This window comes from Streptomyces sp. NPDC050422, assembly GCF_044458665.1.
Lineage (GTDB): Bacteria > Actinomycetota > Actinomycetes > Streptomycetales > Streptomycetaceae > Streptomyces.
On sequence record NZ_JBITIE010000003.1, the window covers coordinates 115571 to 130347 of the forward strand.

The following is a 14777-nucleotide window of genomic DNA, read 5'->3' on the forward strand; positions in this document are numbered from 1 at the left end:
GCGGCCGTCGGAATATCCGTGGGGAGACGGAACTTATCCTGTTGCCCGCACCACCAGGCAGGCGCGGACACGGACAGCAGGGGGGAGTACGTGGGCACACCGGCCCGGACCGCGGCGGACGTCGGCAAGTCGCATCGCCTCGGCGAGCTGCGGGAGTTCCTGATGAGCCGGCGGGCGCGGGTCAGCCCGGCCGAGGCCGGTCTCCCGGACGGTGGGGCCCGGCGGCGCACCCCGGGGCTGCGGCGCGAAGAGGTCGCGGTCCTCGCGGGAGTGGGCGTCTCCTGGTACCAGTGGCTGGAGCAGGGCCGCGACATCACCGTGTCGCCCCAGGTGCTGGACTCCGTCGCCCGGGTGCTGCGCCTCAGCAGCGCCGAACGCCGTCACCTCTATGTGCTCGCCGGGCTCAACCCGCCCGCGCCGGAGGTCGATCCGGCGCATGTGGACATGTGCGAGGGACTGCAGCGGCTGCTCGACGGCTGGATGCCCTTCCCGGCGCACATCATGGACGCGTACTGGAACGTCATCCTCTACAACGACGCGGCCTCGATGGTGATGGGGCTGCGGCCGGACCGGCCGCAGAACTGTGTGATCGCCTTCTTCACCGACCCCGTCCACCGGGGCCGGGGCCAGGAGTGGTGGGAGACCGCTGCCCGGGTCGTCGCCCAGTTCCGGGCCGCGTGCGCGGAGTGCCCCGACGACGAGGGGTTCCGGGCGATCGTGGCCGAGGCGGCTGAGCGCAGCCCCGAGTTCGCCGAGCTGTGGGCGCGGCGGGACGTCGCGCCGGGCGGGCAGATGCGCAAGGAGCTGTCGCACCCGGCGGTCGGCGCGCTGGTCATGGAGGCGACCCAGTTGCGCATTCCGGCCCGCCCGGATCTGGCGGTCGTGCTGCACAACCCGTGGCCGGGCACCGGCACCGAGGAGAAGCTGCGGTGGCTGGCCTCGCCGGAGGGCCGGCGGGGTTCGATGCGTCAGGTTCAGGGGTGAAGGGCGGGCGCCCGCGTGCCGCGTCCCTCGCCGCGCTTCGTATGCTCGGCACATGACCGATAGCACCGACCTCGGCGCCGAGGACCGCAAGATCGTCACGCTGGCGCGCAGCGCCCGCGCCCGCAACGGTGTGCCGGAGGGCGCGGCCGTACGGGACGAGACCGGACGTACGTACGTGGCGGGCACCGTGGAGCTGGAGTCGCTGCGGCTCAGCGCGCTGCGGACGGCCGTCGCGATGGCCGTGGCCAGCGGGGCCACGTCGTTGGAGGCGGCCGCTGTCGTCTCCGAGGCGCAGACCCCCTCCGACGAGGACAGGGCCGCGGTACGGGACCTGGGCGGGGCGGACACGCCGGTGCTGCTCGCCGGGCCCGACGGGGTGCTGCGGCTCTCCGTGACGGCGGGCTGAACCTGCGCAGGACCACCATCGTGTGTACGAACGCCCCGCGCCCACCGGTGCAGGGCGTTCGTACAGGATGTGCGGGAACCATGGATCTTGACACCATCTGATGGCCCATCAGTCAGCGCATTTCGATCCCATTGACTTCTTCCGGACCGAAGTCATCAATGGCTCCCTGCCGACGCGGAAGAGCCGCCGCGCCGGATCCCGCAGGAGGGGGCTCCATGCGCCAAGCGATTCGAAGATCCGACAGCCGAAGATCCCGTCGCCCAGGCCGTCCGGACCGCGGCCGCCGTTGGGCCGCCGCACTGGGTGTCGGCGCGCTCGTCGTCACCGGGGGAGGGCTGCTCGCCGGACCCGCGCAGGCCAGTGCGACGGCCTCGGTCGCGGTGGACTTCCCGACCCACTGCATCCCGCCCGCCATCGCCGGCATCCCGCCGATCGACGGGACGACCTCGGCCGAGATCACCGTCGACAACGCCGCGCCCAAGGTCGGCGAAACGGTCACGGTGACGTACACCGTCGTCAAGCCGGCCGCGAGCAACCCGGTCGACCTGGCGCTCCCCGCCGACATCATGACGCCGACCGGCAAGGTCACCGTCGGCGGTGCGCAGTCCGCCGACGTCACGGTGGCGGGCCCGAAGAAGAACGAGCCGGTGCCCGGCAAGGGCGATTTCCCGTCGTTCTCCATGACCGGCTCCTTCACCGTCACCGCGCCCGGTGAGATCACCCTCTCGCCCGGCGACTACAACATCCACACCAGCTACATCATGGAGCTGGACACACCCTGCACGGTCACCGATCCGCCCGCCCCCGTCTCCCAGACGATCATCGCCACGGACGGCGGCGGCCAGGTCAACGAACGCGCCATCCAGCTCGGTACGGCCTCCGGCGCGGCCGGCGACCAGGTCACCGTGACCGGGTCGAAGTTCACCGCGGGCGCGTCCGTCACGCTCGCCGGCCGGGCCGGGGACGCCCCGACCGGTGACACCGCGACGGCCACGGCGGACGGTTCGGGTTCGTTCACCGGGCAGCTCACCGTCAACGATCCGGCCACCACCGGCATCGTGGCCTACGAGGGCGCCGACTGGGACGCCGCCAAGGGTGCGGGCCCCCAGGCCTACACCGTCACCACAGGCGGCGGCGAGATCCCGGACGGCAGCCAGAAGCTGACCTCGTCCGTCAAGCCGGGGACGCTCACCATGGCCCAGGCAGGGGACTCCGTCGCCCTGTCGGCGGTCGACTTCGGGCAGGGCGGCGCCTCCACCGGCGCCCTGCAGACCGTGACGGTCCAGGACTTCCGCGGCGGCCCCGCGGGCTGGTCCCTGACCGGCAAGGTCACCGACTTCACGGGCCCGGCCGGGGCGACGATCGGCGCGTCCGCGCTCGGCTGGAGCCCGGCCTGCGCGACGAAGTCCGGCAGCCCGAGCACCTGTGCGGCCGGGTCCGAGGGAACGGTCGGCAGCGCGGGGGCCACTCTGGCGTCCACGCCGGACGGGGCGTTCACCGGCGGTGAGTTCACCGTCGACGCCCAGCTCTCGCTGGACGTACCGGCGTTCACGGCGCCCGGCGCGTACACCGGGGTCCTCACGCTCACCCTCACGTGAGCAAGCGTTAGATCAACCGGTGGGCCGGGCGCGCACCCGGCCGGCCCACCCCGCCCGAGCGTGCACCTGGGAGCCCGCACCGTGCGCAAACTCTCCGTACTCCTGTCCACCCTGCTGGCCGGAGGGTTCCTCCTGCTCGGCGCGCCCACGGCCGGCGCCGCCGACAACGGCAGCTGGTCGGTCTTCCCCGCCACCGCCGACGCGGGCGGGCGACCGTACTTCTACCTCTCCGCCGACCCCGGCGCCACCCTCACCGACAAGGTCACCGTCACCAACAAGACGGGTGAGCCGCTGACCTTCCGGCTGTACGCCGCCGACGCGTACAACACCGCACGCGACGGCGGGTTCGCGGTCCGGGCGCAGAACGAGAAGCAGCGCTCCGTCGGAGCCTGGGCGAAGGCAGACCGCGACCGGGTCACCGTGAAGCCGCACGGCTCGGTCACCGTGCCCGTCACCATCGAGGTGCCCGAGGACGCCGAACCGGGCGACCACCCCGGCGCGCTCGTCGCACTCGACGAACGCGTCGACCCCGCCGACGCGGGCGCCGTCGCCGTCGGCATCCAGAAGGCGGTCGGCGCGCGGATCTATCTCCGGGTCAACGGCCCGACGATGCCCGCGCTCTCCGTCGACGACGTGAAGGTCGAGCACACCCAGCCGCTCGTCCCCGGCACCGGGAAGTCCCGCGCCGTTATCTCGTACACCCTCCATAACCGCGGCAACGTCACCCTCAGCCCCAAGGTCGCCCTCAAGGCCGAGGGCCTCTTCGGCCGGACCCTGCTCGCCCGTGACCTCAAGCGCATCCCGTCCGAACTGCTGCCCCGCCAGGAGGTCCGGCTCACCGAGGAGTGGGCGGGCGCGCCGCAGGTGGAGTGGGGCGAGATCAAGCTGACCGCGAGCGCCCGCGACACCCGCGAGTCGGCCTCCGTGTCGTACTTCGCGCTGCCCTGGCTGGTCGCCGGGGTGCTCCTCGCGGCGCTCGCCGGGGGTGCGGCGCTGTGGATCCGGTCACGCCGCAGCCGTCGGCGCACGGCCTGATAAGCGGGTCCGGTGGCCGCGGCGAGCGCCTTGGTGCCCCGCGGCCGCCGGGATCGGGGACAATGGGCGCCATGAGCGCTCGACCTAACCCAGAAGCTGCTGCGCAGCAGGCTGAGAACACCGCCCCCCACCGGGCCGGTTTCGCCTGCTTCGTGGGCCGTCCCAACGCGGGCAAGTCCACCCTTACGAACGCTCTGGTCGGCCAGAAGGTGGCGATCACGTCCAACCGGCCCCAGACGACCCGGCACACCGTGCGCGGCATCGTGCACCGGCCGGACGCACAGCTGATCCTGGTCGACACCCCCGGCCTCCACAAGCCGCGCACCCTGCTGGGCGAGCGTCTCAACGACGTCGTACGCACCACCTGGGCCGAGGTCGACGTCATCGGCTTCTGCCTGCCCGCCGACCAGAAGCTCGGCCCCGGCGACAAGTACATCATCAAGGAACTCGCGGGCATCAAGAAGACGCCCAAGATCGCGATCATCACCAAGTCGGACCTCGTCGAGTCCAAGCAGCTCGCCGAACAGCTGCTGGCCGTCTCCCGACTCGGCGAGGAGCTCGGCTTCGAATGGGCGGAGATCATCCCGGTCTCGGCGGTCAAGGACGATCAGGTCGGCCTGCTGGCCGACCTGATCGCCCCACTGCTCCCGGAGAGCCCGCCGCTCTACCCGGAGGGCGATCTCACCGACGAGCCCGAGATGGTCATGGTCGCGGAGCTGATCCGGGAGGCCGCGCTCGAAGGCGTACGGGACGAGCTGCCGCACTCCATCGCGGTCGTCGTCGAGGAGATGCTGCCGCGCGAGGACCGTCCGGCGGACAAGCCGCTGCTCGACATCCACGCGAACGTCTACATCGAGCGGCCCAGCCAGAAGGGCATCATCATCGGCCCGAAGGGCAAGCGGCTGAAGGAAGTCGGCACGAAGTCGCGCAAGCACATCGAGGCCCTGCTGGGCACGCCCGTCTTCCTCGACCTGCACGTGAAGGTCGCCAAGGACTGGCAGCGCGACCCCAAGCAGCTGCGGAAGCTCGGGTTCTGAGCGGAGTCACGCCTCGGCGGCCGGCGCAGCTGCGAAGCCGCTGAGGCCCCCTGGGGCCGTGGGGTGCGAGGGCGGCGTGGGAAGTGGTGCCCCGAGCAGCTGCGGAAGCTCGGGTTCTGACCGGGCCATGCCCCGGAGGCCGGAGGTCCGCGCAGCCGCCCGCAGGCCGGTAATGGCTGGGCCCTGCTGAGCTCCGTCAGGCGTACGCCGCCGGTCTCACGCGCCCTCCTTCAGGACGCGTGAGACCAGGGCGCGCTGGGCGTCGGTCAGGCGTGGGTCCGCGCAGTGCACCGACCGGTCGCCGACCGTGATCCGGTAACTGAAGCCGTCCGGGACGCCCGCCGCAGGCGCCTCCCGGCCGTCGGCGAGCGCCGACTCGGCCAGGGTCTCCCACTCGTGGGCGTCGGCCCGTCCCGAGGTGTCGATCTCGTGGTGGCGCGCGATACCGGCGAAGCCGCCGGTCCTGCTCACCTGGATCCGCATGCGGTGTCCTTCCTCGACGGACGGGCTCAGGGCCTACGCGGTCGGCACGCCCACCTCCGACCAGGCCTTGAGGACCGCCTCCACCTCGTCGCCCTCGCCGAAGCGGCTGCGGGCCGCCGCCACGGTCAGCCGGGCGAAGGACGCGAAGTCCGCGTCCACCGCCAGTTCACCACCCGTGAGCACATCGAACCAGAGCTGGCCCGCCCGCTCCCAGGAACTGCCGCCGAGTGCCGTGGCCAGCAGGTAGAACGCGCGGTTCGGGATGCCGGAGTTGAGGTGCACCCCGCCGTTGTCGTCGCCCGTGTGGATGTAGTCGTCCATCGAGGCGGGCTGCGGGTCCTTGCCGAGCACGTCGTCGTCGTACGCGGTACCGGGTGCCTTCATCGAGCGCAGCGCCACGCCCTGGACGCGCGGCGCCAGCAGGCCCGCGCCGATCAGCCAGTCGGCCTGCCCGGCGGTCTGCCCCAGCGAGTACTGCTTGACCAGGGAACCGAACACGTCCGACACCGACTCGTTGAGCGCGCCGGACTGGCCGTAGTAGTTCAGGTTGGCCGTGTACTGGGTAAGTCCGTGCGCCAGCTCGTGCGCGATCACGTCGATGGCGACGGTGAAGTCGAGGAAGATCTCCCCGTCCCCGTCACCGAAGACCATCTGCTCGCCGTCGAAGAAGGCGTTGTTGTACTTCTCGTCGTAGTGCACGGAGCCGATCAGCGGCAGCCCGTTGCCGTCGATCGAACGTCGGCCGTAGGCGCTGAGCAGAAGTTCGAAGGTGGCGCCGAGTCCCGCGTACGCGCGGTTGACGCTGGCGTCGGATGTGGGGTCCTCGCCCTCGGAGCGGACCTTCGTGCCCGGCAGGTCCGTGCCGTGGCGGCAGTCGTAGAGCGTGCGGTCGGGTTTGCCGGACCGGTTCCCCTCCGGCGCGGGGGCGACGGTGGTCCGGACGACGGTGGTCACCTGGCGGCGGGTGCGCCGGGCGGCATCGGCCTCCAGGGTGCGGCGGGCCGGGCCCGCCAGGACGGGGTCGTCGGACTGCGACAGCTTGTCGAGGACGTGGGGCGGCACGATGGTGCAGAAGACAGGACGGTGTTCGTGCTGAGATCGAGGCTGCATACACACGACTGTGGCAGTGCGTGATCGCAAAGTCACTGGTTGCTACCAGGATTGACGAAATAGAGTGATCCCTCACGGTTCACCCGTTACCGGTGCCCGGTCCCGCATACTGATACGGCACCGACGTCTCGGGCGCCCCTCGGTTAGTCTCTTCGCATCATGCGTTTCGGGCTGCTCCTTCTTAGCTGCCGCGGCGAGGGCCTGTAGTCGTAGGCCGACCCCCTCCCCGCGGAGTCTGGTGTTGCAGCGACACAGTCGGCCGTCCCTTCGCAGGACCCCGAGGAGCCCTACGCCATGACCGAAGTGAACCCCGCGCAGACCCCCGCCGAGAGCGCCGTCGGCCGCCCCACGCCGATCACCAACGCCACGGGGCTGCAGAAGCCGTCCGGGATGCCGATCCACAAGTACGGCCGGTACGAGGCCGTCGAGATCCCCGACCGCACCTGGCCCGGGAAGCGGGTCACCGCCGCGCCCCGCTGGCTCTCCACCGACCTGCGCGACGGCAACCAGGCCCTGATCGACCCGATGTCGCCGGCCCGCAAGCGCGAGATGTTCGACCTGCTGGTGCGCATGGGCTACAAGGAGATCGAGGTCGGCTTCCCGTCCTCCGGTGAGACCGACTTCGCCTTCGTGCGCTCCATCATCGAAGAGGGCGCGATTCCCGAGGACGTGACGATCTCCGTCCTGACGCAGGCCCGCGAGGAACTGATCGAGCGAACCGTCGAATCGCTGGTCGGCGCCCACCGCGCCACGGTGCACCTGTACAACGCGACCGCCCCCACCTTCCGCCGGGTGGTCTTCCGCGGCTCGAAGGAGCAGGTCAAGCAGATCGCGGTGGACGGTACCCGGCTGGTCATGGAGTACGCCGAGAAGATCCTGGGCGAGGAGACGATCTTCGGCTACCAGTACAGCCCCGAGATCTTCACCGACACCGAGCTGGACTTCGCCCTGGAGGTCTGCGAGGCGGTCTGTGACGTGTGGCAGCCCGAGGAGGGCCGCGAGATCATCCTCAACCTGCCCGCCACGGTGGAGCGTTCGACTCCGTCCACGCACGCGGACCGGTTCGAGTGGATGTCCCGCAACCTGTCACGCCGTGAGTACGTCTGCCTGTCCGTCCACCCGCACAACGACCGGGGCACTGCCGTCGCCGCCGCCGAACTGGCCCTGATGGCCGGTGCGGACCGGATCGAGGGCTGCCTGTTCGGCCAGGGCGAGCGCACCGGCAACGTCGACCTGGTGACGCTGGGCATGAACCTGTTCTCCCAGGGCGTGGACCCGCAGATCGACTTCTCGCAGATCGACGAGATCCGCCGCACCAGCGAGTACTGCAACCAGATGGAGGTCCACCCGCGCCACCCCTACGCGGGCGACCTGGTCTACACCTCCTTCTCCGGCTCCCACCAGGACGCCATCAAGAAGGGCTTCGACGCCATGGAGGCCGACGCGGCCGCCCAGGGCAAGACCGTCGACGACATCGAGTGGGCGGTGCCGTACCTGCCGATCGACCCGAAGGACGTCGGCCGCAGCTACGAGGCCGTCATCCGGGTCAACTCGCAGTCCGGCAAGGGCGGAATCGCGTACGTCCTGAAGAACGACCACAAGCTGGACCTGCCGCGCCGGATGCAGATCGAGTTCTCCCGCATCATTCAGGCCAAGACCGACGCCGAGGGCGGCGAGATCACGCCGGCGCAGATCTGGACCGCGTTCCAGGACGAGTACCTGCCCAACCCCGAGAACGCCTGGGGTCGCGTACAGATCCGCTCCGGCCAGACCACGACCGGTTCGGACGGCCAGGACACGATCACCGTCGAGGCGAACGTGGACGGCGCGGACACCGTGCTCAACGGCACCGGCAACGGCCCGATCTCCGCGTTCTTCGAAGCGCTGCAGGCCATCGGCATCGACGCGCGGCTGCTGGACTACACCGAGCACACGATGAGCGAGGGCGCGAGCGCGCAGGCCGCCTCGTACATCGAGTGCGCCATCGACGGAAAGGTCCTGTGGGGCATCGGCATCGACGCCAACACCACGCGGGCCTCCCTGAAGGCGGTCGTCTCGGCCGTCAACCGCGCCACCCGCTGACCCGGGCGCCCGAAAGGGTGTGAAGTCGTACGGTTCGTGAACCCCGCCCCCCCGCTCCCGGAGGGCGGGGTTCGGCCATCTATGGGCGGTCGGGGCGGGCGAGGTGCTGACGCCGGATCACGGATGTGGTTAACATCACGTCCAACACGGCAATGTTGCCGAGGGGGGTACCTCCCGTGCCCTTGGGTTACGGGGGAGTTACGGAGGTGTGCGACGTGCGGGTAGCCCTGGGACGAAGCGCCACAAAGCTGCGCATCTGCGGCATTCGCACGATGTGGGACACCGTCGGTGACGGCGAGTTCTTCTGTCCGGGCTGCGGGGGTGACCGCAACTACCGCCGCCTGACCGGGCGCCGCCGCTTCGCCGTCCTCGGTGTGCCGCTGCTGCGGCGCGGCACCGTGGGCCCGGTCGTCGAATGCGCCGCCTGCCACGCCCACTTCGACACCGAGGCGCTCGACCATCCCACCACCACGCGGTTCTCCGCGATGCTCAGGGACGCCGTCCACACCGTGACCCTCGGGGTCCTCGCGGCCGGCGGCAGCACCTCCCGTACGGTCCTGGAGACGGCCGTCGAGACCGTGCGCGGCGCCGGATTCGACGACTGCACCCAGGAGCAGCTCGCCACCGTCGTCGAGATCCTCTCCGCCGACATCGGCCACAACTCCGCGTTCGACCCCGCGGCCGAGGCCTGCGGTGCGGCCCTGGCCATCGAGCTCCACGAGGCGCTGGAGCCCCTCGCCCCGCACCTGGCGCCCGCAGGCCGCGAATCGATTCTGCTCCAGGGCGCCCGGATCGCCCTCGCCGACGGCCCGTACAGCCCGGCCGAACGCGAGGTGCTGACCACGGCCGGCGGGGCACTGCGGCTCCGCGCCGAGGACACCGCACGCCTCCTCGCGGCCGCGGCGCGCACGCCCTCCTGACAACTCCGGCCGCGCGACGGCCCGGTAGGGTCGCTCTCTTCGGGTGGCGGAAGCTCCCGGAGCCCCGATTGCGAGCTCCCCGATGAGCGCCGAAGAATCCCGTGCACGCCTGCGTCTCGATGCCGCGCTGGACCGCCTGGCCGTCACGTTCGCCGGCCTGACAGCCCGCCCCGACGAGAACAACTGCGTGTGCCACTGGGGCGCCGCCGAGGAACTCGCGCTGCTCAAGGTGGCGGACACGGAGCTGGACCCCGACCTCCTGCGGCGCACCTGGCAGGCCCCCGACTGGCGCGACCACGCATCCGTCCTGCGCAGGATCCTGCCCCAGTTCGCCCGGTCCCTCGTCGCCGGTTGTGCCGGTCCCTGGTATGCGGAGGCGGGCTGGTCGTTCGCCCGGGGCCGGTGGGAGCAGTGGCCCGCCGCACAGGCCGGGGCGGTCCGGGAGTTCCTGCACGCCTGGTGGGCCCGCACCCTCGTCGATCCCCGCCCCGTGGTGCCCGTCCCCGACGTCCTGGCCCTGGCCACCGAGGCGTCCGCCGCCGTCGCCCCGTGGCTCGGCGTCTGGGAGACGCTGACGGGGCCACCGGCCGACGGACACCTCGCCGCCCTGGTCGAACGGTGGGAGTGGGAACTCATCGGAGACCAACTGCCCTGGAACTCCCGGGACGACAGCGAGGAGGAGATCCGCACCGGGCTGACCTCCTGGCTGGTCCGCAACGCGCCTGCCCGCCTCCGGGCCCACGGCGCACCGGCGGAACTGCTCAACCGGATACGGCTGCTCGGCCTCGACGGCGCGGCCCGCTGGGAGGACCCAGGCTGGGACGGCCGGCCCTTCTGACCCACCGGGTCCGTCGCCGCCCCGACGCCGCGTTACTCCCGCGGGAGTAACCGGGCCGCCGTGCCCTCCCCGGCAGTAGCGGGGAAGTCGGCCCCCGGTGCGACGCGTCGCCCCCGGCCCGACGGGAGTCTGGACATGACCGGACACCCGTACGGAAGAGGGGGCCTCCCATGAGGGCCGCAGCAGCACAGGACAGTGGCGAGCGGACGCGGCCACGGAGCAGGTGGCGCATGCTGCCTTGGGCGATCGTCGCGCTCTGGGTGGCCGTGATCGCGATCGCCGGCCCGCTGGCCGGCAAGCTCGGGGACGTACAGGTCAACCGTGCCGTCGACTATCTGCCGGCCAGTGCCGACTCCACCCAGGTGGCCAAGATCCAGGACACGCTGCCCGGTGGCGAGTCGACCGACCTCGTCCTCGTCTACCACCGCGACGGCGGGCTGACCGCCGCCGACCGGGCCGCGGCAGCCCGGCAGACCGCCGAGGTCGCGGGCGGCCACACCCTCTCCGCCCCGCCGCGAGCCGTGCCGTCCGAGGACGGCACCACCCTCATGTACCCGGTCTCCACCACCGAGCCCGGCCAGGACGACGAGGCGCGGACCGCGTTCGTCGACGACGTGCGCGACACCGCGCGGGGCGGCGGCGGACTGAGCGTCGAGGTCGGCGGGCCCGGCGCGCTGAACGTCGACGCGCAGGAGGTGTACGGCTCGCTCGGCGGACCGCTCCTCTACACGACCGTCGCCGTCGTCGCGATCCTGCTGATCCTCATCTACCGCAGCCCGCTGCTGTGGCTGGTGCCGCTCGTCGTCGCAGGTGTCGCCGACGCCCTGTCGATGGCGGTCGTCTACGGACTCAACCGGGGCTTCGACGTCACCGTCACCGGCCAGAGCTCCGCGGTGATGACCATCCTCGTCTTCGGCGCCGGCACCGACTACGCCCTGCTCCTCGTCTCCCGCTACCGCGAGGAACTCACCCGCGTCGCCCGGCCGCACGAGGCGATGGCGGCGGCGCTGCGCGGCTGCGGACCCGCCGTCGTCGCCTCCTCCGCCACCGTCGCGGCGGGCCTCCTGTGCCTCCTGGCCGCCGATCTCACCAGCAGCCGGGGCATGGGCCCCATCGCCGCCGTCGGGGTGCTGTGCGCGCTCCTGGCGATGCTGACGCTGCTTCCGGCCGTCCTGGTACTGCTGGGCCGCCGGGTGTTCTGGCCCCTCGTTCCCGTGTACGGCACCGAGCCGAAGAAGCGCCGCTCGCTCTTCGCCGCCATGGGAGGCTCCGCGGGGCGCCGGCCCGTCGCCGTGCTCGTCAGCGGCGGAGTGCTGCTGGGCGCCCTGTCGCTCGGCGTGTTCAACCTGCCCGGCGACCTCAAGCAGGAGGACTCCTTCACCAGCACGCCGGACTCGGTCGCTGCCATGGCGACCCTCGCCGACGCCTACCCCGGCCGCTCCACCCAGCCGATCACCGTGATCGCCCCCACGGACCGGGCCGGCGCCGCGCTGGCGAAGGCCCGTACGACCGAGGGCGTCGCCTCCGCCGAACGCGGCCGCAGCGGCGGCGGCTGGACCGAACTGTCCGTCGTCGCCAAGGACCGGCCGGAGTCCGCGGGGGAGCGGGACACCATCCACGCCCTGCGCGACGGGCTGGAAGGCAGCCACGTCGGCGGCCCCGGCGCCCAGCAGATGGACCTGGAGACGGCCAGCTCCCGTGACCTGGACCTCGTCGTCCCGCTCGTCCTGCTCTCCGTCCTGCTGATCCTGATCGTCCTGCTGCGCAGCCTCGTCGCCCCGCTGCTGCTCGTCGCCGCCGTCGTCGCGGTCTGGGGCGCCGCGCTCGGCATCGGCGGACTGCTCTTCGAACCGGTCCTCGGACTCAAGGGCACCGACCCCGGGCTGCCGCTGCTCACCTTCGTCTTCCTGGTGGCACTCGGCGTCGACTACGGCATCTTCCTGATGCACCGGGTCCGCGAGGAGGCCAGGCGCGGCGCCGAACCCACCGAGGCCGCGCTCACCGCGCTGCGTACCACCGGCGGCGTGATCGCCTCGGCCGGACTCGTGCTCGCCGCCACCTTCGCCGTCCTGACGAACATGCCGCTGACGGGCCTGGTCGAGATGGGCTTCGTCATCGCCGTCGGCGTCCTGCTCGACACCTTCCTCGTCCGCACCTACCTGGTGACCTCGGCGAGCGTGGCCCTGCAGCGCAGGATGTGGTGGCCCGGCGCGCTCAGCCGTACACCCGCCGCACCCGCCCCGCGCGAACAGGAACTCGTCAGGACGCCCTGACAATGCCCCGCCCCGTACCGGAGGATGGCGGCGTGTCCACCACCGCACGCCGCCGCGAGCGCATCCTGGCCGTCGTCAACCGCGACCCCATGCACGCGCCGCACAAGACGCGCACCGACGCCCTCATCGCCGTGGGCGCCGGTGCGCTCTCCGCCGCCCTCGCCCTGTCCGCCCGCGACGCCGTCGCGCCCGACGCGCTCGGCTGGCTCCTGCTCATGGCCAGTGCCGCACCGCTCGTGTGGCGGCGGCGCAGCCCTGTCCTCGTACTGCTCGCCATGATCCCGTTGCTGATGCTCTACCACGGCCTCGACAACGCCCATTCGGCTCCGGTGCCGCAGACCTGGATCGCGCTCTACACCGTGGCCGTGACCGGCCGCCCGCTGCGCACCCTGCTCACCGGCATCGGTGTGACGTCCGTCATGGTGACGGTGGTGCTGAGCATCGACGCCCATCAGGGGCTCGAACTCCTGCGCATCTCCGGGTGGGTCGTCGCCGTGCTGTTCTGCGGCGTCGACGTACGCATCTACCGCCAGTACGTGGCCTCGATGCTGGAGCGCGCCGAACGTGCCGAACGGACCCGCGAGGAGGAGGCCCGGCGGCGGGTCGCCGAGGAACGGCTGCGGATCGCCCGCGATCTGCACGATCTGCTGGCCCACAGCATCACCCTCATCGGCGTGCAGACCTCGGTCGCCTCGCACATCCTGACCGTCGACCCGCAGCGGCTCGACCGGCAGGCGATCGCCGCGTCCCTGGACGACATCGCCGACACCTGCCGCGAGGCCAGGGCGGAGCTCCGGACCACCCTCCAGGTGCTGCGCGACACCGGACACGCCAACGGACACGACACCGACGGCCCGCTGCCCGATCTGGCCGCACTGCCCGGCCTCGTACGGGCCGCGGAGGCGTCCGGGGCCCGGGTCGACCTCCGGGTCCAGGTACCCGAAGGCCGCATCCCCCCAGCGACCGGAGCGGCCGCCTACCGCATCGTGCAGGAGTCCCTGACGAACGCGGTACGCCACGCGGGCCCCGGCGTCCGCGTCGTCGTCGCCGTCGTACCCGCCGGCACGGGCGCCCTGCGGGTCACCGTCACCGACGACGGCACCGGCCCCCAGGACGACGGCTCCGCGCCCGGCTTCGGCATCGTGGGGATGCGGGAACGGGCCCGCAGTACGGGCGGCACCCTGGAAGCCGGCCCCCGCCCCGACGGCGGCTTCGAAGTCTCGGCGCTGTTGCCGTTCCGGAACCGGGTCGAGGGACAGACCTCGCCGCCCCCTTCCGTATCCGCCCCATCCGCCCCCCGGGCCCAGGAAACGGAGACCGCCGCATGATCCGCGTACTGCTCGCCGACGACCAGACGCTCGTCCGGGCCGCGTTCGCGATGCTCGTCGGCTCCGACCCGGACATGGAGGTCGTCGGCGAGGCCGGCACCGGCCTCGAAGCCGTCGCGCTCGCGCGCTCGGCACGCGCCGACCTCGTCGTGATGGACATCCGGATGCCCGAGCTCGACGGCATCGAGGCGACCCGCCGCATCGCCGCCGACAAGGACCTGGCCGGGGTGAAGGTCCTCGTCCTGACCACGTACGACACCGACGACCACATCGTCGACGCCCTGCGCGCCGGTGCCTCCGGCTTCCTGGTCAAGGACACCCGGCCCGCCGATCTGCTCGCCGCGATCAGGACGGTGGCCGCGGGCGATTCCCTGCTCTCGCCCGGCCCGACCGCCCGGCTGATCGCCCGGGTCCTCAGCGCGCCGCAGCCCCCGGCCGGCGCCGGAGCAGGCGGCCCCGGCATGCTCTCCGACCGGGAACGCCAGGTGCTCGCCCTCGTCGCACGCGGGCTCAACAACACCGAGATCGCCGAGACCCTCGGCCTCAGCCCGCTCACCGCCAAGACCCATGTGAGCCGGATCATGGGCAAGCTGGGCGCCCGCGGCCGGGCCCAGCTGGTGATCGTCGCCTACGAATCCGGGCTCGTCGTGCCCGCGGGCGGCGGCGCGGACGTGAACTGACCG

General features: G+C 72.0%; 13 protein-coding genes. 11 read left to right on the top strand and 2 right to left on the bottom strand.

Annotated elements, in window-relative coordinates:
• The first annotated feature begins 90 nt into the window (after nt 1-90).
• From ACIBJG_RS05110 to era, 5 genes are all read left to right on the top strand, one after another.
• Complete coding sequence (locus ACIBJG_RS05110) at nt 91-984, top strand: helix-turn-helix transcriptional regulator (protein WP_399304038.1); 894 nt, start codon at nt 91-93, stop codon at nt 982-984.
• Between the two features lie 52 nt (nt 985-1036).
• Nucleotides 1037-1390 (top strand): cytidine deaminase, encoded by a 354-nt coding sequence (locus tag ACIBJG_RS05115; RefSeq protein WP_399304040.1) that lies wholly within the window; start codon nt 1037-1039, stop codon nt 1388-1390.
• Between the two features lie 215 nt (nt 1391-1605).
• Nucleotides 1606-2988 (top strand): beta-xylosidase, encoded by a 1383-nt coding sequence (locus ACIBJG_RS05120; protein WP_399304042.1) that lies wholly within the window; start codon nt 1606-1608, stop codon nt 2986-2988.
• 81 nt (nt 2989-3069) lie between these two features.
• Entirely contained in the window at nt 3070-4023 is a 954-nt protein-coding gene (locus ACIBJG_RS05125; protein ID WP_399304044.1) for a WxL protein peptidoglycan domain-containing protein, read from the top strand.
• A gap of 62 nt (nt 4024-4085) precedes the next feature.
• Complete coding sequence (gene era / locus ACIBJG_RS05130) at nt 4086-5060, top strand: GTPase Era (protein ID WP_399304046.1); 975 nt, start codon at nt 4086-4088, stop codon at nt 5058-5060.
• A 216-nt stretch (nt 5061-5276) separates the two neighbouring features.
• On the opposite strand, the gene ACIBJG_RS05135 is transcribed toward era, so the two are convergent.
• Together ACIBJG_RS05135 and ACIBJG_RS05140 are read right to left on the bottom strand one after the other, a co-directional pair.
• Nucleotides 5277-5543 (bottom strand): protealysin inhibitor emfourin, encoded by a 267-nt coding sequence (locus tag ACIBJG_RS05135; protein ID WP_399304048.1) that lies wholly within the window; start codon nt 5541-5543, stop codon nt 5277-5279.
• A gap of 33 nt (nt 5544-5576) precedes the next feature.
• Nucleotides 5577-6653, bottom strand: a complete 1077-nt coding sequence (locus tag ACIBJG_RS05140) for a M4 family metallopeptidase (protein ID WP_399304050.1) — start codon at nt 6651-6653, stop codon at nt 5577-5579.
• A 294-nt stretch (nt 6654-6947) separates the two neighbouring features.
• Between ACIBJG_RS05140 and leuA the strand changes: the two genes are divergently transcribed.
• The 6 genes from leuA to ACIBJG_RS05170 all read left to right on the top strand — a co-directional run bounded on the left by leuA (nt 6948) and on the right by ACIBJG_RS05170 (nt 14774).
• Nucleotides 6948-8735 (top strand): 2-isopropylmalate synthase, encoded by a 1788-nt coding sequence (gene leuA / locus ACIBJG_RS05145; RefSeq protein ID WP_399304052.1) that lies wholly within the window; start codon nt 6948-6950, stop codon nt 8733-8735.
• A gap of 215 nt (nt 8736-8950) precedes the next feature.
• A complete protein-coding gene (locus tag ACIBJG_RS05150; RefSeq protein ID WP_399304054.1) occupies nt 8951-9655 on the top strand; it encodes a TerB family tellurite resistance protein in 705 nt (234 codons plus the stop codon).
• An 82-nt stretch (nt 9656-9737) separates the two neighbouring features.
• Nucleotides 9738-10493: a hypothetical protein gene (locus ACIBJG_RS05155; RefSeq protein ID WP_399304056.1), complete on the top strand. Its 756-nt coding sequence runs from the start codon at nt 9738-9740 to the stop codon at nt 10491-10493.
• A 230-nt stretch (nt 10494-10723) separates the two neighbouring features.
• On the top strand, nt 10724-12766 hold the full coding sequence (locus ACIBJG_RS05160) for an MMPL family transporter (RefSeq protein WP_399304058.1): 2043 nt from the start codon (nt 10724-10726) through the stop codon (nt 12764-12766).
• A gap of 2 nt (nt 12767-12768) precedes the next feature.
• Nucleotides 12769-14094 (top strand): sensor histidine kinase, encoded by a 1326-nt coding sequence (locus ACIBJG_RS05165; RefSeq protein WP_399304060.1) that lies wholly within the window; start codon nt 12769-12771, stop codon nt 14092-14094.
• A complete protein-coding gene (locus tag ACIBJG_RS05170; protein ID WP_399304062.1) occupies nt 14091-14774 on the top strand; it encodes a response regulator in 684 nt (227 codons plus the stop codon). The genes ACIBJG_RS05165 and ACIBJG_RS05170 overlap by 4 nt, the downstream gene beginning before the upstream one ends.
• The last annotated feature ends 3 nt before the right edge of the window (nt 14775-14777 follow it).

Bases quoted from the DNA above. Each gene is read 5' to 3' on its own strand.
- ACIBJG_RS05115 (WP_399304040.1), top strand. From the start codon at position 1,037: ATGACCGATAGCACCGACCTCGGCGCCGAGGACCGCAAGATCGTCACG.
- ACIBJG_RS05140 (WP_399304050.1), bottom strand. From the start codon at position 6,653: ATGCAGCCTCGATCTCAGCACGAACACCGTCCTGTCTTCTGCACCATC.
- ACIBJG_RS05135 (WP_399304048.1), bottom strand. From the start codon at position 5,543: ATGCGGATCCAGGTGAGCAGGACCGGCGGCTTCGCCGGTATCGCGCGC.
- ACIBJG_RS05155 (WP_399304056.1), top strand. From the start codon at position 9,738: ATGAGCGCCGAAGAATCCCGTGCACGCCTGCGTCTCGATGCCGCGCTG.
- ACIBJG_RS05160 (WP_399304058.1), top strand. From the start codon at position 10,724: ATGCTGCCTTGGGCGATCGTCGCGCTCTGGGTGGCCGTGATCGCGATC.
- ACIBJG_RS05170 (WP_399304062.1), top strand. From the start codon at position 14,091: ATGATCCGCGTACTGCTCGCCGACGACCAGACGCTCGTCCGGGCCGCG.
- leuA (WP_399304052.1), top strand. From the start codon at position 6,948: ATGACCGAAGTGAACCCCGCGCAGACCCCCGCCGAGAGCGCCGTCGGC.
- ACIBJG_RS05120 (WP_399304042.1), top strand. From the start codon at position 1,606: ATGCGCCAAGCGATTCGAAGATCCGACAGCCGAAGATCCCGTCGCCCA.
- ACIBJG_RS05165 (WP_399304060.1), top strand. From the start codon at position 12,769: ATGCCCCGCCCCGTACCGGAGGATGGCGGCGTGTCCACCACCGCACGC.
- era (WP_399304046.1), top strand. From the start codon at position 4,086: ATGGGCGCCATGAGCGCTCGACCTAACCCAGAAGCTGCTGCGCAGCAG.